Annotated in this window: 18 protein-coding genes; 12 read left to right on the top strand and 6 right to left on the bottom strand. The window is 58.9% G+C overall.

The window, feature by feature from the left end:
- Positions 1–84 precede the first annotated feature (84 nt).
- Entirely contained in the window at positions 85–1,413 is a 1,329-nt protein-coding gene (locus tag ACWJ62_RS08000; RefSeq protein ID WP_449285703.1) for an MATE family efflux transporter, read from the bottom strand.
- 203 nt (positions 1,414–1,616) lie between these two features.
- Here ACWJ62_RS08000 and coxB point away from each other — a divergent pair, with 203 nt between their 5' ends.
- The 4 genes from coxB to ACWJ62_RS07980 are packed head-to-tail and all read left to right on the top strand — an operon-like array spanning position 1,617 to position 5,904.
- The gene (coxB, locus tag ACWJ62_RS07995) at positions 1,617–2,741 is read left to right on the top strand and encodes a cytochrome c oxidase subunit II (protein ID WP_449285702.1); all 1,125 of its coding nucleotides are present in this window, start codon (positions 1,617–1,619) and stop codon (positions 2,739–2,741) included.
- 57 nt (positions 2,742–2,798) lie between these two features.
- Positions 2,799–4,382 (top strand): cytochrome c oxidase subunit I, encoded by a 1,584-nt coding sequence (gene ctaD / locus ACWJ62_RS07990; protein WP_449285701.1) that lies wholly within the window; start codon positions 2,799–2,801, stop codon positions 4,380–4,382.
- A gap of 15 nt (positions 4,383–4,397) precedes the next feature.
- Positions 4,398–5,000, top strand: a complete 603-nt coding sequence (locus ACWJ62_RS07985) for a cytochrome c oxidase assembly protein (RefSeq protein ID WP_449285700.1) — start codon at positions 4,398–4,400, stop codon at positions 4,998–5,000.
- A 16-nt stretch (positions 5,001–5,016) separates the two neighbouring features.
- Entirely contained in the window at positions 5,017–5,904 is an 888-nt protein-coding gene (locus ACWJ62_RS07980) for a cytochrome c oxidase subunit 3 (protein ID WP_449285699.1), read from the top strand.
- Between the two features lie 11 nt (positions 5,905–5,915).
- On the opposite strand, the gene ACWJ62_RS07975 is transcribed toward ACWJ62_RS07980, so the two are convergent.
- Positions 5,916–6,119 (bottom strand): twin transmembrane helix small protein, encoded by a 204-nt coding sequence (locus ACWJ62_RS07975; protein ID WP_449285698.1) that lies wholly within the window; start codon positions 6,117–6,119, stop codon positions 5,916–5,918.
- An 80-nt stretch (positions 6,120–6,199) separates the two neighbouring features.
- On the opposite strand from ACWJ62_RS07975, the gene ACWJ62_RS07970 reads away from it, so the two are divergent.
- The 6 genes from ACWJ62_RS07970 to hrpB all read left to right on the top strand — a co-directional run bounded on the left by ACWJ62_RS07970 (position 6,200) and on the right by hrpB (position 12,867).
- Entirely contained in the window at positions 6,200–6,937 is a 738-nt protein-coding gene (locus ACWJ62_RS07970; protein WP_449285697.1) for an SURF1 family protein, read from the top strand.
- The gene (locus tag ACWJ62_RS07965; RefSeq protein ID WP_449286159.1) at positions 6,930–7,568 is read left to right on the top strand and encodes a hypothetical protein; all 639 of its coding nucleotides are present in this window, start codon (positions 6,930–6,932) and stop codon (positions 7,566–7,568) included. Before ACWJ62_RS07970 ends, ACWJ62_RS07965 begins: the two co-directional genes overlap by 8 nt.
- A gap of 49 nt (positions 7,569–7,617) precedes the next feature.
- Complete coding sequence (locus ACWJ62_RS07960; RefSeq protein WP_449286158.1) at positions 7,618–8,694, top strand: COX15/CtaA family protein; 1,077 nt, start codon at positions 7,618–7,620, stop codon at positions 8,692–8,694.
- Complete coding sequence (cyoE, locus tag ACWJ62_RS07955; RefSeq protein ID WP_449285696.1) at positions 8,691–9,611, top strand: heme o synthase; 921 nt, start codon at positions 8,691–8,693, stop codon at positions 9,609–9,611. Before ACWJ62_RS07960 ends, cyoE begins: the two co-directional genes overlap by 4 nt.
- A gap of 81 nt (positions 9,612–9,692) precedes the next feature.
- On the top strand, positions 9,693–10,364 hold the full coding sequence (locus ACWJ62_RS07950) for an SCO family protein (RefSeq protein WP_449285695.1): 672 nt from the start codon (positions 9,693–9,695) through the stop codon (positions 10,362–10,364).
- A gap of 22 nt (positions 10,365–10,386) precedes the next feature.
- Complete coding sequence (gene hrpB / locus ACWJ62_RS07945) at positions 10,387–12,867, top strand: ATP-dependent helicase HrpB (protein ID WP_449285694.1); 2,481 nt, start codon at positions 10,387–10,389, stop codon at positions 12,865–12,867.
- Here the strand turns inward: hrpB and ACWJ62_RS07940 are convergent.
- A complete protein-coding gene (locus ACWJ62_RS07940) occupies positions 12,821–13,675 on the bottom strand; it encodes a translation initiation factor eIF-2B (protein WP_449285693.1) in 855 nt (284 codons plus the stop codon). The genes hrpB and ACWJ62_RS07940 overlap by 47 nt on opposite strands.
- Positions 13,676–13,815: 140 nt before the next feature.
- On the opposite strand from ACWJ62_RS07940, the gene ACWJ62_RS07935 reads away from it, so the two are divergent.
- Positions 13,816–14,634, top strand: coding sequence for a hypothetical protein (locus tag ACWJ62_RS07935; protein ID WP_449285692.1), 819 nt, complete (start codon positions 13,816–13,818; stop codon positions 14,632–14,634).
- Between the two features lie 3 nt (positions 14,635–14,637).
- Here ACWJ62_RS07935 and ACWJ62_RS07930 read toward each other — a convergent pair whose 3' ends face one another.
- Positions 14,638–14,850: a YjfB family protein gene (locus ACWJ62_RS07930; RefSeq protein ID WP_230706017.1), complete on the bottom strand. Its 213-nt coding sequence runs from the start codon at positions 14,848–14,850 to the stop codon at positions 14,638–14,640.
- A gap of 225 nt (positions 14,851–15,075) precedes the next feature.
- On the opposite strand from ACWJ62_RS07930, the gene ACWJ62_RS07925 reads away from it, so the two are divergent.
- Positions 15,076–16,251: a type III PLP-dependent enzyme gene (locus ACWJ62_RS07925; protein WP_449285691.1), complete on the top strand. Its 1,176-nt coding sequence runs from the start codon at positions 15,076–15,078 to the stop codon at positions 16,249–16,251.
- Between the two features lie 169 nt (positions 16,252–16,420).
- On the opposite strand, the gene ACWJ62_RS07920 is transcribed toward ACWJ62_RS07925, so the two are convergent.
- Complete coding sequence (locus ACWJ62_RS07920; protein WP_449285690.1) at positions 16,421–17,623, bottom strand: MFS transporter; 1,203 nt, start codon at positions 17,621–17,623, stop codon at positions 16,421–16,423.
- A 12-nt stretch (positions 17,624–17,635) separates the two neighbouring features.
- On the bottom strand, positions 17,636–18,031 hold the full coding sequence (locus tag ACWJ62_RS07915; RefSeq protein WP_138439788.1) for an ectoine synthase: 396 nt from the start codon (positions 18,029–18,031) through the stop codon (positions 17,636–17,638).
- Between the last annotated feature and the right edge of the window lie 16 nt (positions 18,032–18,047).

Below are 18,047 nucleotides of genomic sequence, written 5' to 3'. Positions count from 1 at the left end.
CAGACAAGTGTAGCCGAGATTTTTGGGGCTGCTTTTCCGCTGTGGTGAAAATACCCGGCTGTAATGTTACAGATTGAATCTGGATCACTGGCTCTGGAACCAACGATCGTTTCTGGTGTGGGACCAGCAGAGCCACCCCATGCTCAGGGCCCGAGCCACCATAAGGGAGATCAGTGCGAACCAGAGCCCGTGGTTGCCCCAACCGGTGGTCAGCCACCATACCGGTGCAAACACGGCCAGGGCCGAAAACAGCATGGTGTTCTGCATGTCCCGGGTCCGGGTTGCTCCGATAAAAATACCATCGAGAAGAAAGCCCCAGACTGCGGCAAAAGGTAGCAGCCAGAGCCATGGCAGGTAACGCCAGGCGGTGCTTCTTACCTCTTCGATACCGGTCAACAGTGCAATGAGCCAATGTCCGCCGGCAACGAAAACAATAGTGAGTAACAGGGCGCCCCAGAGTGACCATCGCAGGGCACTTCGAAAGACGACCCGGAAACGCCGTCGGCTGCCTTTGCCGATGGCCTCGCCAATCAGCGCTTCGGCGGCATTGGCAAAACCGTCCAGGGCGTTGGAGATCAATAGAAGAAAGGTGATCAGAACGGCATTGGCGGCGAGGATGGTGTCTCCCTGGCGGGCGCCCTGGGCAGTAAAGAATGCCAGCACCAACAACAGCGCGATGGTGCGAACCATGATGTAGCGGTTGACCCGGAGGATCTTCAGGTAATCCTCGAGCTTGCCGAACAGAGCCCTCGTCAGCCCTTGTCCCTCAGGCATTCGCCCTAAAACGATCAGGAAACCGATGGTGGCGGCCCCGTATTCGGCGATCACAGTGGCAATGGCCACGCCCCGGCTGTTCCAGCCAAGCACAGTAACAAAAAGGATATCCAGCACGATGTTCAGGCCGTTTGCCGCAATCAGCATGATCATCGGGCCCCGCGGAAACTGGGTGCCGATGAGCCAGCCAACCAGCGTGTACTGGCAAAGAACGGCCGGCGCGCTCCAGATCCGCATCCCCGCATACTCGGCCGCCAGTTCCGTAACGTTGTCGCTGGGGTTCATCAGGCTCAGGCCGGTCTGGATTAGTGGCTGGTGAAACAGAATCAGTAGCAGGCCGATACCGGTTGCCAACAGGATCGAGCGAAGTAGCAATGCCACCTGGCTGAAGCTGTCCCGCTTGCCCCAGGCCTGGGCGGCCAGGCCGGTCGTGCCCATGCGCATGAAGCCAAAGGTCCAGTACAGGATGCTGAACAGATTGGCGCCGACAGCAACGGCCCCCAAAAACTCGGGACTTTCCAGGTGGCCGAGCACGGCAGTATCCACCAACCCCAGAAGAGGAACAGTGAGGTTGGTGAGCATCAATGGCCAGGCCAGAGCCCAGAGACGCCGGTCGGTTGTCGGCAGGTTAAAAGTCATATTCTTTTTAAGTCTTAAAATTCCGCGGTTAGCTTTTTTGGATTTAGCCGATTTTTTAGTCTTTTTTTGATCTGTGTCTATACTCGAATCTGAGGTATCCGTAAGCAGGCTTCCACTCTGGTTTTTCCGGTGTATGCGAGCGCCAGTCAGGCCGGTGGGATAACGCAAAATCCGACAAGAATAACACTCTGTGGAGACACAGTATGCGCGTGCACGCTCAGCGGGCAGGTGCCCTTTTAGGCGGTCTGATGTTCCCCGCCTGGTCCATGGCGGACTGGACACTGAACATGACCCCGGGGGTGACCGGCACCAGTAACGAAATTTTCAGCCTTCACATGACCATACTCTGGATCTGCGTCGTCATTGGCGTCGTGGTCTTCGGAGTCATGTTCTGGTCTATTTTTGCCCACCGAAAATCCCAGGGCGCCAAACCGGCCAACTTTCATGAAAATACTCTGGTAGAGATTCTCTGGACCATCATACCGTTTGTAATCCTCGTTGTTATGGCGATTCCTGCCACCGCAACCCTGGTCGATATGTATGACACCACCGAATCGGAGGTCGACATAAAGGTCACCGGGTATCAATGGAAGTGGCAATACGAATACATCAATGAAGACTTTGGCTACTTTTCCAACCTGGCGACACCACGAGACCAGATTGAGAACCGACAGGCCAAAGGTGAAAACTACCTTCTCGAGGTGGACAACCATCTCGTGATTCCGGTCGGGAAAAAGATCCGTTTTCTGGTGACGGCCAACGATGTTATCCACTCCTGGTGGGTGCCTGACTTCGGCGTCAAGAAAGATGCGATTCCGGGCTTCATCAACGAGACCTGGACTCGGGTCGACAAGCCCGGCATTTATCGCGGTCAGTGCACCGAGCTTTGTGGCAAGGACCATGGCTTCATGCCGGTGGTTGTCGAAGCCGTTCCCGAGGAGGAGTACAACGCCTGGGTTGCGGAGAAGAAGGCAGCTGCCGAGCGCGAGCGCCAGTTGACCCAGAAAGACTGGACCATGGCCGAGCTGATGGAACGGGGCGAAAAAGCCTATCAGACCGCTTGTGCTGCCTGCCATCAGGCCGACGGCAGTGGTGCTCCCCCGGCATTCCCGGCGCTCAAGGGCAGTCCGATTGCGACCGAGGACATGGCGGCGCACATCGATATTGTCGTGAATGGCAAGGCCGGCACCTCTATGCAGGCGTTTGGCAGCCAGTTGAGCGAAGTGGACCTCGCCGCGGTGATTACCTACGAGCGGAACGCCTGGGGTAACAACACCGGTGAAATGGTCACTCCGAAAGAAATTTTTGATTACAAGAACCAGCAGTAATCAACGCCAGATAACAGATATCACCAGCCACAATAAATGGCGGTAACGGGGGTTTTCATGAGTGCGGTTGCAGATACCCACGCCCAGGATCATCATCACGGCCCGGCAAAAGGCATCAGCCGCTGGCTGCTGACCACGAACCACAAGGATATCGGGACCATGTACCTGATATTCAGCTTCGCCATGTTCCTGTTGGGCGGGAGCATGGCCATGGTCATCCGGGCAGAACTCTTCCAGCCCGGGCTGCAAATCGTGCAGCCGGAATTCTTCAACCAGATGACCACGATGCATGGTCTGATCATGGTCTTTGGTGCGGTCATGCCGGCGTTTGTCGGCCTTGCCAACTGGATGCTGCCGCTGATGATCGGCGCCCCCGACATGGCGCTGCCCCGGATGAACAACTGGAGCTTCTGGCTGCTGCCCTGCGCGTTCCTGATTCTGGTTTCCACCCTGTTCATGGAAGGCGGCGGTCCCAACTTCGGCTGGACCTTCTACGCGCCCCTGTCCACAACCTATGGGCCGCCGAGCACTACCTTCTTTATTTTCGCTGTCCACATCATGGGTATCTCTTCGATCATGGGCGCGATCAACGTGATCGCCACCATCCTGAACCTCCGGGCGCCGGGCATGACCCTGATGAAGATGCCCCTGTTCGTCTGGACCTGGCTGATTACGGCGTTCCTACTGATTGCTGTGATGCCGGTCCTGGCTGGTGTTGTGACCATGATGCTGATGGACATCAACTTCGGTACCAGCTTCTTTGACGCCTCCGGCGGCGGCGATCCGGTACTGTTCCAGCACGTGTTCTGGTTCTTCGGGCACCCCGAGGTATACATCATGATCCTCCCGGCCTTCGGAGCGGTCTCCCATATCATTCCGGCATTTTCCCGCAAACCCCTGTTTGGCTATGCCTCCATGGTCTATGCGGTCGGTGCCATTGCCCTGCTGTCTTTCGTGGTCTGGGCACACCACATGTTCACCGTTGGTATTCCCATCGTTGGCCAGCTGTTCTTCATGTACGCCACCATGCTGATCGCGGTGCCCACCGGGGTGAAGGTGTTCAACTGGGTGGCGACCATGTTCCGGGGTTCTCTTACCTTTGAGGCGCCCATGTTGTTTGCCGTGGCCTTTGTGATCCTGTTTACCATTGGAGGTTTTTCCGGTCTGATGCTGGCCATTGCGCCGGCTGACTTCCAGTACCACGACACCTATTTCGTGGTTGCCCACTTCCACTATGTGCTGGTGCCGGGCGCCATCTTCGGGATCTTCGCTTCGGCTTACTTCTGGCTGCCCAAGTGGACCGGTCACATGTATGACGAAACCCTGGCCAAGACCCATTTCTGGCTGTCTTTTATTGGCATGAACCTGGCGTTCTTCCCGATGCACTTCCTGGGACTCGCCGGCATGCCACGCCGGATTCCGGATTACGCGCTGCAGTTCGCTGATTTCAACATGGTTTCCAGTGTCGGGGCCTTCATGTTCGGTGCCACACAGCTGTTGTTCCTGTTTATCGTGGTCAAGTGCATCAGGGGTGGCAAAGAGGCGGCTGCCAAGCCATGGGATGGTGCAGAAGGTCTCGAGTGGACTGTGCCCTCACCGGCGCCTTACCACACCTTCTCGACACCACCGGAAGTGAAGTAACCGGAGGCCGGCACCATGTCGAACCAGCAGGCAAACAAGGCAGGCGCATCCCGTAGCACCAACCGTGTTGTCGGTTGGTGCCTGGCCGGGGTGGTTGGCATGTTTGCCTTCGGCTTTGCCATGGTGCCGCTCTACGACGTGTTCTGTGAGATTACCGGGATAAACGGCAAAACCGGCGGGCGATACGAGTCCACCGAGGTGGCCGAAGCGGACATGAGCCGGACGGTGAAAGTACAGTTTCTTGCGTCCAATGGCCCGGGAATGACCTGGAAGTTTCGCCCGGTTGTGCGTTCCGTGGAGGTGCACCCCGGTGAGCCGACAACGGTGAATTTCTACGCGGAGAACCCCACGACCGAGCCTATGGTCGGGCAGGCGGTTCCCAGCCTTGCGCCCTCGGAGGGCACGCTCTACTTCCACAAGACCGAGTGCTTCTGCTTCAACCAGCAACCACTTCAAGCCGGCGAGAGCACTGAAATGCCTCTGATTTTTATCGTCGATAAAGACCTGCCGGCGCACATCACCAAACTCACCCTGTCCTACACGCTTTACGATCAGGGCAAGCAGCCGGCGGTAACGCAAACTTCCCGGAAAGACACAACAACAAACGATAACGGATAAGCCATCGGAGACTGTCATGGCGGAAAACCAGACCTACTACGTTCCGGAACAGAGCAAGTGGCCCATCATTGCGACCGTTGGCCTCGGCGTGACCCTCTACGGGGTTGCGGCCATCATGGTCAACGGCAAGCAGGGCGAGAGCACCACCGGTGCCTGGATCATGTTCATGATTGGCGCCATCATCATGGCGTACATGTTATTCGGCTGGTTCGGGAACGTCATAAAGGAAAGCCAGGCCGGGCTATACAGTCCGCAGATGGACCGATCTTTCCGCTGGGGGATGAGCTGGTTTATTTTCTCGGAAGTGATGTTCTTCGCCGCCTTTTTCGGGGCCTTGTTTTACGTTCGCGTGTTCGCTGTGCCCTGGCTGGGTGGCGAGGGCGACCGGGGTTCCTCCAACATGCTGTGGGAAGGCTTTCAGTCGAGCTGGCCTCTCGTCAATAACCCTAGCCCGGAGGCCTACCCCGGACCCAAAGAGGTCATCAGTGCCTGGGGTCTGCCGTTAATGAATACCATTCTGCTGGTGACATCTTCCTTCACGGTAACCGTGGCTCACCATGCCCTGAAGGCCGGCAATCGGGCGAAAACCAAGCTCTGGCTCGCCTTGACCATCGCGCTGGCCATCGTGTTCGTGTTTGTCCAGGGCTACGAGTACATGCACGCCTACCAGGACCTCGACCTGACTCTGCAATCCGGGATCTACGGCAGCACCTTCTTTATGCTGACAGGCTTCCACGGGGCGCATGTGATTCTCGGGTCACTGATGTTGATCATCATGCTGATTCGCATAAACAAAGGCCACTTCACGGCCGATAATCACTTCGGGTTTGAAGCGGCGGCCTGGTATTGGCACTTTGTGGACGTGGTGTGGCTTGGTCTCTTTGTCTTTGTCTACATTCTCTGAAAAAAGGCTGATCAGGGCGTCGGGTTCAATGTCAGGGCGCCCTGCCACAGCGAAATCAGAATGACCGCCAGGAGCAGTATGCTGAGTGTGACCCGAACCGCCAGGGAGTTCACCACCCGGTTGGTTTTGCCTCCATCCTTGATGAGAAAGAACAGTCCACTGAACAGACTCACCACGACGGCAAGCATCAGAAAAACGATAAAGCCCTTGAGCATGGGAGTTCCTGTTTTTGTTGGTGCAGTGAATGTACGGGCAGGAACAGGTTCCAGACCCGTTGAGGTCACTATAGCAGAGCATGTCTGATTCGCAGGGCCAACACCGTCAATGGCACTTTGACTGGCGATTGCTGGTTTTCAGCGGCGTCTTCCTGCCCATACTTATAGGCCTCGGTGTCTGGCAGCTGAATCGGGCGGAAGAAAAACAGCTTCTGCTGAACCAGTGGCAGCAGGAAGCGGAAAACCGGGCCTGGCAGGACGTGGTGTCCGGTGATCTGACCCGTGGTCGGCCTTTGACACTGACCGGGATGTACGGAAGCCGAAACTGGCTGCTGGATAACCGGACCCGTGATGGCATCCCGGGTTATGAAGTCCTGACAGAGTTTCGTCCTCTGGACGGGCCGCCGGTGGTGGTTAATCGCGGTTGGGTTCAGGCGCCGCGAACCCGGGATCAGCTCCCGCAGCTGGAAACGCCGGAAGGGATTTTTACCCTGGAAGGACGGGTCAGTGACTATCCGGTGCCGCCGGTGCTGGTGGATCAGCCAGAGGCAGGCGGTCAGTGGCCCCGGCGGGTACAGAGTCTGTCCGAGGAGGCCGCTCGAAAGGAGATTCCGGATCTTCCCGGTAGAATCGTCCGACTCGCCGGCAATCGCCAACCGGGCGCTTACCGGGCTGACTGGGAACCTGACCTGATGGGGCCACAAACCCATTACGGATATGCCACGCAATGGTTTGCGCTGGCCGTGGCGCTGACTATATTGACTATAGTGGCGAGTTACCGAAAGACAGGAGCCAATAATGACAATGACAATGGCTAACCGGATATCCGACGAGGAACAGAACGAAGGGCCCACACCCGAGCAGGCCCGTCGCGGTCGCCGCACGGCGTTCCTGCTGTTTGCGCTGGGTTTTGGCCCGATGATTGTTGCAACCATCATGTTTTACACCGGCTGGCTGAACCCGGCTGGCCACACCAATAACGGCGTTTTGCTTCAGCCAGTGGCCCCGGTCTCAACGCTCAATCTCGAAACGGCTTCCGGTACTCCGCTGGCAGAACGCTTTGGCCCGGACAAAATCGATCCGGACTGGCTTATGATTGTGGCTGCCGGCCAATGTGGCAGTCAGTGTGAAGAGCTGCTCTATCTGGCCAGGCAGGTGAATATCGCCCTTGGCAAGAACGCCAACCGAGTCTCCCGGGCTGCCGCACTGGGTAGTGTGCCCTCCGATCTGCAGGCGCGTTGGTCTTCCGAATACAGCTCCATGGAGCGCCTTGTTCCTGCGGCGGGTACCCGGCCTGACTGGCCATCCGGTATCAATCCGGAAGCGGAGCCGCGCATCCTGCTGGTTGATCCGTTCGGTAATGTGATGATGCATTACGGTTCCGAGCATACCGGTAAGGATATGCTGGAGGACCTGAAACACCTGCTCAAACTGTCGCAGATCGGTTAATGGCCAGAGCGGAGAGTCAGCCTTGAATCAGTCATCTGTTTCCCCAACCATGGCAGCCCACAAGATGGCAAAGTGGGCAACCTTTGCCGTTCTGCTGGCGGTTGTCGTGATCATGCTGGGTGCCTGGACCCGCCTGGTGCACGCGGGGCTCGGGTGTCCTGACTGGCCCGGGTGCTACGGTTTCCTCACGGTGCCCCAGAGCGAATCAAACATTGCCATCGCGAATGCCCGTTTTCCCGACACGCCGGTGGACGTGCAAAAAGGCTGGCCCGAAATGATCCACCGGTACGCCGCCGGCACCCTGGGGCTGGTGGTGTTCGGCCTGGCGGCCTACGCGGTTCGTAACCGGCGCCAGGGTGTTCCGGTAAAGCTGCCTTTGTTTATCGCCGGTTTCATCATTCTTCAGGGCGCTTTCGGCATGTGGACAGTGACTCTGAAATTGTGGCCCCAGGTAGTGGCGCTGCACCTGCTTGGCGGCTTTACCACCCTGAGTCTCCTGACGCTGCTGGCCTTCCGGTTGCGACGTAAGGCCACACAGGCAACGGATCGGGAACCACCGCCATCAAATGCCCTGTCCGGTTTCCGGCCATGGCTCTATGGCGGGCTGCTGTTAGTGGTGATGCAGATCGCCCTGGGCGCCTGGACAGCAGCCAATTACGCGGCCGTTGCCTGTACCGATCTGCCTACGTGCCAGGGCCAGTGGTGGCCTGAGGGCATGGATTTCCGGCACGGCTTTGACGTGACCCAGCACGTGGGCCCGAACTACCTGGGTGGCCAGCTGACGGCGGATGGCCGGGTGGCCATTCATGTCACTCACAGACTCGGTGCCATGCTGGTGCTGGTCTATTTCACCGCTTTACTGGCGTTGATGTGGCGGCGACGTGGTGATTCCGGCCTGGATAACGCCATTCGGCTGGTGGCGGTCCTGCTGGGTGTTCAGATCCTGCTGGGCCTCGCCAACGTTATTTTCCATATTCCGCTGTCCATCGCCGTGGCCCACAACGCCATGGGCGCAGGTCTGCTTCTGTCACTCATTCACCTGATCTGGCGGCATCAGCTATTACTCAAACCACATAGCATCCCGTCAACACACACAACAACAATGAACCAGGAGGTTACGGCATGAGCGAGCAAGTGGAAGCACTGCCGGCCCAGGCAATTGCGAGCGACTCCAGAACAACCATTTCCTGGCGTGACTACCTGGAGCTGACCAAGCCCAGGGTTGTCGCGCTGATGATCCTCACATCGGTTATCGGGATGCTGCTGGCGGCGCCAGGCGTGCCTGGTTGGAGCGTGTTGGTCTGGGGCAATCTGGGTATCGCCCTGTTGGCCGGCGCGGCTGCGGTGGTCAACCATGTGGTAGACCAGAAAATTGACACCGTCATGGCTCGCACCCGCAAGCGCCCGGTGGCCACAGGCAAGATCTCGCCTCTGGATGCGGTCCTGTTCGCAACGATACTCGCGTGTGTTGGTATGGCCGTGCTGATGTGGCAGGTGAACCACCTCACCGCCTGGCTGACCCTCGCGTCCCTGGTGGGCTATGCCGGTGTCTATACCCTGTTCCTCAAGCGGGCTACGCCTCAGAACATCACCATCGGTGGCCTTGCCGGTGCCATGCCACCGCTGTTGGGCTGGACCGCTGTGACCGGCCAGGTTGAGGGCCACGCTCTGCTGCTGGTGCTGATCATTTTTGCCTGGACCCCGCCGCATTTCTGGGCTCTGGCTATCCATCGCAAGGAAGAGTACGCCAAGGCGGGCATTCCCATGCTGCCGGTCACCCATGGCAACAAGTTCACCGAGCTGCACATCCTGCTCTACACCCTGATGTTGCTGGCGGTCAGTCTGCTACCTTTTGTCACAGGCATGTCCGGCGGTATCTACCTGGTGGGCGCGCTGGCCCTTGGCCTGCGCTTTCTACAGTATGCGGTAAGGCTGTTGAAGGGTGACGATCGGCGGGTGGCCCTGAATACCTTCAAGTATTCCATCACTTACCTCATGGCCCTGTTTGTGGTATTGCTTGTGGATCATTTTGTATTCTTCTGAGTCAGAGAGTTGACGCAGGCGGGGATGGCTCTGTGAAAAGCCATCCCCGCCTGCTTATCTGACTATCGAATTGGACGATCCATGAAAACATCCAGCTCTGTTCGCCTTACCCTTTTTTTCCTGCTGTTAATCGTCGTTCTGATCTTCGGACTGGTTGTCGGCCGCCAGGTGTTCCTGGTGGGCAACGAGGAACCGATTCCGGCGCCGGAGCTGACGGATTTCAACACCTATGTTTATGACCAGCCACGGCAGCTGGCGGAATTTACGTTGACGGACGAGAACGGTGAAACGGTCACAAGGGATAGCCTGAGGGGTCGCTGGACCATTGCATTCGTGGGCTACACCAATTGCCCGGATATCTGCCCGGCGGCCATGGCCAATTTGCGCCAGACCGACAAGCTGCTGTCGAAGGAATTGCCCCAGCCTGACTATCTGCTGGTCAGCGCTGACCCGGAGCACGATACGCCGGAGAAACTCAAAGCCTACACGGACTTCTTCGGTGAAAATTTCCATGGTCTGACCGGAGATCTGGACACCCTGCGGGAATTGGCCAAGAGCCTGAACGCCGTGTTTGTCCAGCGCGAGGTGGACGGCGAGCTGCTGGTGGACCACAGCGGCCACTTTGCGCTTCTGAACCCCGACGGGGAACTAGCTGCCGTGATCCAGCCGCCCCATAATCCGCACAACCTGGCCGAGGCCTTTGAGCGGATTTACCAGTGGGCAAAGGCCAATCGTGAACGGGCGAGCTCCTGACGCTGCAGAAACACGGAATCCGATGCTCCCCATTGATGCCATTCTTCCAGACCTGAAAGTGGCCCTGGAAAGCACGACTACCCTACTTCTGCAGGCTCCGCCCGGTGCCGGTAAAACCACCCGTGTGCCTGTTGCCCTTCTGGATGCGCCCTGGCGCGGTGACCGCAAGATCCTGATGCTGGAGCCCCGTCGGCTTGCAGCCCGCTCTGCCGCCCGGTTCATGGCCAGGCAACTCAATGAAAAGCCCGGCCAGACGGTAGGTTATCGCACAAGGCTGGATACCCGTGTGTCCGGGGCCACCCGGATCGAAGTCGTGACCGAGGGCATCCTGACCCGGCTGATCCAGGCCGATCCGATGCTGGAGGAGTACGCGGCGGTCATCTTTGATGAGTTCCATGAGCGCTCACTCCAGGCGGACCTGGGCCTGGCCCTGGTGCGGGAATCGCAGCAGGCGTTGCGGGAGGATCTGCGGTTGCTGGTGATGTCCGCGACCCTGGATACAGGGCCGATTGCGCAAGTGCTTGGAGACGTACCCGTCATAACCAGTGAAGGACGGGCGTTTCCGGTCGATGTTCATTATCGGCCGTTGCCGCGCAGTGGCCGCATGGTGGATCAGGTCACCTCTGTGGTCCAGGAGGCATTGAGTGATCAAAGCGGCTCACTGCTGGTGTTTCTGCCCGGTGTGGGTGAGATACGTCGGGTTGAGCAACAGCTCCGTGCAAACCTGCCGGACCGGGTGATGCTTGCTCCGCTCTACGGCAATCTGAAATCGGAGCAGCAGGACCAGGCAATCTCTCCGGCTCCTGAAGGCCAGCGTAAGGTGGTGTTGGCCACGGCTATTGCCGAAACCAGCCTGACCATTGAAGGAGTGCGGGTTGTTATCGATTGTGGTCAGCAGCGTCGGGCGGTGTTTGACCCCAACAGTGGCATGACGCGACTGGTGACTGGCCGGGTGTCCAAAGCCTCGGCGGAACAGCGGAAGGGGCGCGCCGGGCGGATTGAACCGGGCATCTGCTATCGATTGTGGAGCGAATCGGAACAGTTCGGATTGGCCGATTACACTCCGCCCGAAATTCTGGAGGCCGATCTGGCACCCTTGGTGCTGGAATTGGCCCAGTGGGGCGCGCGGGAAGCCGATGCCGTTGCCTGGATTGATAAGCCCCCCGCCGCTCATTGGCGGCAGGCTGTGGCCCTGCTGCAGTGGCTCGATATGCTCGATTCAGACGGAGCTATTACGGACCACGGCAAAGCGGCCCGGGAACTGGGGATACACCCGCGACTGGCCCATATGGTGCTGAAAGGCCGCGCCGTAGGGCTCGGGGGAGCGGCTGCGACTGTGGCCGCCTTGCTGGAAGAGCGAGATCTCCTGGGCCCCGGTGCTGGTGCGGACATGCACGAGCGGGTTCGGGTGTTCTTCGGTGAACGGCGGGATCGCACGCTGGATGTCGCTCGCCTGAAGGCTGTACGCCAGTCGGCCCGACGCCTTTCCGGGCCCGGGCCGACTGACGCACCTCTGCCCTCGGAGACCGAGATCGGCCGATTGCTTGGCCTGGCCTATCCGGACCGTATTGCCAGGCGGCGATCAGGTAAGGCGGCAAGGTATCAACTCAGTAATGGCAAAGGTGCAGTACTGAGAGAGGATGATCCCCTGGCCCGGCACGAGTGGCTGGTGGCGGCCGAGCTGGATGGCCGTGCTCGCGAAGCCTCGATTTACCTGGCCGCGCCGGTAGACATCCCGGATCTGGAACTTGATCTGGCTGACCATATACAGGAGATCGAAGAGGCGCTGTGGGACGAAAGCCAGGGTAAAATTCTGGCGAGACGTGCGCGGAAACTGGGTGCACTCGTGCTTCAGGAAAAGCCGCTTGCCCGGGTGGATCCGGAGCTGGCCCGGCAGGGGCTGCTCAGTGCCATTCGAAAAAAGGGCCTGGAGAGTCTGCCGTGGAGTGATGACAGTCGCCAGTGGCGTGCCCGAATGAAGTTGCTTGCCAGAACCTTCCCGGATTCCGGCTGGCCGGACACAGATGACGCGGCGTTGCTGGATAATCTCGAGGTTTGGCTGGGCCCGTTTCTGGTCGGTATGGTCCGATGGTCTGATCTGGCCCGGATCGACCTGCTGTCGGCCCTTAACAGCCTGATTGATTACCCGGCCCAGCAGCAGCTTCAGAGTCTGGCGCCAACACACCTGACCATACCGACCGGCCAGCGGGTGAGTCTGGATTACACCGCCGACAATGGCCCGGTTCTGGCGGCCAAGCTCCAGGCGCTGTTTGGCTGGAAAGAAACCCCTGCCGTTGCCGGCGGGCGGGTACCGGTGGTGCTTCATCTACTGTCCCCCGCGCAACGGCCTCTGGCGGTCACCGCGGATCTGGCCAGTTTCTGGCGTAACGCCTACCCCGAGGTGCGCAAGGATATGCGTGGACGGTATCCCAAGCATCCCTGGCCGGAAGATCCGTTTACCGCCGAGGCTCAGCAGGGCACGAAAAAACGCCCAACTCGCTGATGCGTTTGCTGACCAGCGCGTGTGGCACCCGCTCAAAGTAGATATTCCGTGGCGTTATCCAGTCTCCCGCCGGTGCGTTGAGTTCTTCCGCGGGCATTTCCTCGAGTTCAACCGACCCGGGGTCGGCGTCGCTGTTCCGGAAGCTGTCGGCAAGAACCCAGAGGGGCTTCCCGGCCGCATGGGCCGCCAGAGCCAACAAGTGTGTACCGCTTTTGTTGATAAAATGCCCATTGGTAAGCCAGGTATCGCACCCGGTGATCACCAGGTCAGCCTGGGGCACAAACAGCCCCATCTGCGCATCGGTGATCAGGGTGACGGGTATGGCTAGCTCGTTCAGCGCCCGTGCCAGGGAGTGGCCCTCTAAGCCCGGGCTGCTCTGGGTGCAGATGACAGAGAAGGCCTGGCCCTGTTCCGCCATGTTCCGAAACAGCGCCAGCACCGCGGAGCTGGCGCTATGGGTCAGTATCACCGGGGAGCCTGACAGATGATCAAGGGCGTGCCGGGCAATGGTTCCGGTGGCGTTTTCCAGCTGGTCTCTGATGCCCATGACGGCCTGCCGTGCAATCTGAGTACCACTGGATAGCCGCTGCTCGATCATGGACAGTGCATTGCCAATCACGATCATGCTGGGGCGTGCCGCCTGGAGTTCTGCCAGAAGCCTCAGAAATGTCTGGTCCTCTGGCTCGACATCGTCCAGGTAAGATAGCAGTTGATTGAGGGTGCTCAGTGCCAGCTGTGTAGCGCCTGACTGGGAGTCCGCTTTCAGTGCTGCCAGAAGAGACTCTGCCCTCGCATCAAGTTCCTGCATTCCGCCCTCCCATGCTTTTTTCTGCTTCAAGGGTAGCACCTGTGAGGTCTTTTCCTGATGACTGGTCGTGAAAATACCGCTTGCCTGAATGTCATCCCTGTATAAAATACGCGCAATTCAACCCCGAGTGCGCAGTATCCATGCACCTTGTTTCCTTCGATATTTTCCGAACCCTGGGCTTTCCCAGCACCACCGTTCTCAAGCCGGACCAGTTTCTGCGTCATAAAGAACTGTTGCGGGAAGCGGATTGGGTCCTGTTCCCCGAATACTGGCAGTTAAATGCCCTGGTTCACGGTCTCAAGTGCCGGGTGTTTCCAAGCGAAGCCAGCTATCGCATCGGCCACGACAAGGTGGAGATGACTCGTGCATTCCAGGCGGTGGCCCCGGAACACACGCCCTGGACCATGATTGAGGCCAACGGCCCGGTGGAACGTGACATGATCTGGGATGCCATGGTGCATCCGTTCGTGGCAAAGCTCCCCAAGGCCAGCATGGGCGAAGGCGTCTGGCTGATTGAATCCCGTGAGGACTGGCGTCGCTATTGCGAACGCACCGACGTGCTCTACGCCCAGGAATACCTCCCTCTGGACCGGGATGCGCGAGTTGTGGTGGTTGGCGATCGGGTGCTGACGGCTTACTGGCGAACCCAGGCCGATCAGGGCTTCTACAACAATGTGGCCCGGGGTGGCCGCATTGACAACAGTCCGGTTCCCCCGGCGATGACGGAGCTGGCGTTGCGGCTGGCTCGGGATCTGGGTGTTAATCACGCAGGCTTTGATATTGCGATGGTGGATGGCCACCCTTACGTACTGGAATTCAACCGGCTGTTCGGAAACAAGGGATTGGGCCAGGGCACGGAGCTCCAGGAGGCGATTCTCGGCTATCTCCGGGAACAGACCGAACCGGAAGACCCGGACGGCCCCACCGAACCACCGCCGATATGGCCGGTGGCGGTCTGAAGGCTAAGCGCGGACGTCGATCAGACTACCGACGCTGTCAGACGGATTAGCGCCGGCGGTCGCTACTGCCGTTTCCGTCACGCCTTCAAGCAGCTGCAGGGCGCCCTGCTGGGCCATATCGAGGGAGGCTTTCAGGACAGAAAGCTGTGCCTGCTCCTGCACGCGCTGCTGATTCAGTTGAGTGCTGGCGGCGGCAATTGAGCTGATGTCCGACATATAAAAACCATACAGTTCTGATCAAATTATGTTCAGTTTAACATGAGTAGAATAGCCCTCAACGCTCCTTTTCATTCGGTAACAAATTCTCTTCTTTTTATGGGTAAAAGTGCTCATATCCGGGCCCTTAAAAAAGCCCGATGATCGCGCCATCTAACGGGTGCTGCAGCGTTGCTGTAGTGCCTTTTTTTATGCCTGTTTGCCCTGTGGAGGGACACACCACCCATGACCGAAGCCGCTAACGCCAATATTGCCGATTACTACGAAGCCGATACGTTCAAGCGCATCAAGGACTTTGCCGACGGCAAGGAAACTCCATTTGTGGTGATCGATACCGCAACGGTTGATCGTCAGTACGACGAGCTGATCGAGGGCTTTCCCTACGCCAAGGTTTATTACGCGGTAAAAGCCAATCCGGCCCCGCAGATCCTGACTATGCTGCGCGACAAGGGCGCCTGTTTCGATATCGCATCGGTGTACGAGCTGGACAAGGTGATGGCTCTGGGTGTGACCGGTGAGCGGATCAGCTACGGCAATACCATCAAGAAGGCGAAGGACATTCGTACCTTCTACGAGAAGGGCGTTCGTATGTTTGCCACGGACTCGGAGGCAGACCTTCGCAACATCGCCAAGGCGGCACCGGGCTCGAAGGTGTACGTGCGTATCCTGACCGAAGGCACCCTGACCGCGGACTGGCCACTGTCCCGCAAGTTCGGCTGCCAGACCGACATGGCCATGGACCTGCTGATTCTTGCCCGTGACCTGGGACTGGTGCCCTACGGCGTGTCGTTTCACGTCGGTTCCCAGCAGCGCGAGATTGGCGCCTGGGATGCAGCCTTGAACAAGGTGAAGGTCATTTTCGAACGTCTGAAGGAAGAAGACGGTATCGAGCTGAAGATGATCAACATGGGCGGTGGTTTCCCGGCCAACTACATCACCCGCACCAACGAGCTGAAGGTGTACGCCGAGGAGATTTCGCGCTTCCTGCACGAGGATTTCGGCGCGGAGCTGCCGGAGATCATCATCGAGCCGGGCCGATCGCTGATTTCCAACGCCGGTGTTCTGGTGAGCGAGGTGGTTCTGATTTCCCGGAAATCCCGCACGGCTCTGCACCGCTGGGTGTTTACCGATGTGGGCAAGTTTTCAGGCCTGATCGAGACGCTGGATGAGGCGATCAAGTTTCCGATCTGGACAGAAAAGGTGGGCGAAGGCGAGGACTGTGTGATTGCCGGGCCGACTTGTGACAGTGCCGATATCATGTATGAGCATCACAAGTATCCGTTGCCGTTGAATCTGGCGATCGGGGATCGGATGTACTGGCTGTCTACCGGAGCCTATACAACGACGTACAGCGCCATTGAATTTAACGGGTTTCCTCCGTTGAAGGACTATTACATCTGATCCGGTTTTAGTTCGGAGTCTGGCCGCGGGGCGGGGGTGTCCTTTCCTCTGGGAAAAACAACTCGCTTTGCTCAGACATTTTTTCCCGGCGGAAAGGACACCCCCGCCCCACGGCCGTTCTGGCTGGATACGTGGGGGCCGCGATGGAAAATTGGTATTCAGAAAAGGATCAGCTTTCGGGCTGGTCCTTTTTTCGTTCCAGATTCAGGGTAAAGGCTAGGGGCAAGACCAGCAGGCCATAGGTGATCATCAGCATCAGGGCGTGGCGGGCATCGCCGGTCCAGTCGGCGACGACACCGCCAAGCATGGGCACGCAAAAAGCGACGGTGTAACCGACCAGGAAGGTGCCGGCGGAGAGGCGGCCGGTTTCGGCGGCGGAGACCACCAGAGGGGGTATCGCGACGAGCAGGATCAGCAGCATGCCGGCGACCAGGCTCATGAGGGTGGCGCTGACGATGGACCACCAGCCGGTAAGCATGACCGCGCCAATGGCGCCGAGCAGGCTGATGCTGGCCAGGGTGGCGATGACGCCACGACGGCCGACCCAGTAGCGCGCCATTTTCAGCATGATCAGGGAGGCGAAGACCTGCGCAAGGTTGTACCAGAACAGGGCGTCCGGCAGTTTGTCGAACTGGCCCTGATGCTGCAGCAGGTTGCCCATGTACGCGTTGAGGCCAAAAAACAACGAGCCGGAGAGGCCGAGCAGTAGACCGATTCTCAGGGTCAAAGGGTTATGCCAGTCCGGTAGCCAGGCGACTTTTCGCACCGGTTTGGCCCGGTCCCGTTTGGGCAGGAACAGTGCCGCAGCAATCAGCAGCGCCGGGAGTGACCAGGCCAACAGGGTGGCGCGCCAGCTGTTGTCCAGCAGGGGCATGAGCACAGGCAGCGTGATGCCGGCACCGATGAACTCTCCCATCAGCATGCCGTTCATGTAGATCGCCGAGCCTAACGCGAGGTGGTGGGGTTCCAGCCACCGGGGCAGTAGTGCCGGCAGTGACGGTTGCATCATGGAGACGCCGATGCCCATGACGGCACTGGCGATCATCAGGGTCAGGGTGTCGGGCATCAGGCCGCGCCCGGCGGAGCCGATGACCATGATCACCATGGCGAGAGCCAGTGTATTGCGGGGGCCGATCCGGGCGATGGCCAGTGAGCCGGGCATGGAGCCGATGGCCAGCATCAGGATGGGCAGGGTGGTCAGTGCGCCGGTGAGTGCCTGGGTCAGTGCCAGTTCGTCGCTGATGAACGGCGCCAGGGGCGGCGCGACCAGCACTGGTATTCGCAGGTAAACGCCGGCCAGCCAAAGCAACACCGCCACCGGCAGCAGCTTCGCTGGCGGTGGCGGTGTGGTCGCGGCCTGGTGTTCAGCCACGGGCAAAACGATTCAGTCTTCGCTGGTATCCGGCAGATAGGCACCGTCTTCGTCGTGTACTTCGCGACCGGTTACCGGTGGGTTGAAGGAGCAGATCAGTCTCATGTCCTCGGTACCGCCGTACAGGGTATGCTGGTCGTGCTTGTCGAGTGCGTACAGGGTCCCGTCAGTAATCTCGTGAGTTTCCCCGGTCGCCTTATCCAGAATTTTGCCGTTGCCGGCCACGCAGTAGACGGCTTCCAGGTGGTGCTTGTACCAGAGGTTCAGAACCGCTCCTGCAGGAATGATGGTCTCGTGGAAGGAGAAGCCCATGCCATCTTTCTTGAGCAACATACGGCGGCTGGTCCAGCCCGGGCCGGTGACTTCCCGCTCGGTACCGATGATGTCTTGCACTCGTACGATTTTCATTCGCATTCCCCATTTG

Source organism: Marinobacter sp. PE14, assembly GCF_053566155.1.
This window is presented reverse-complemented; position numbering and strand designations above follow the sequence as displayed.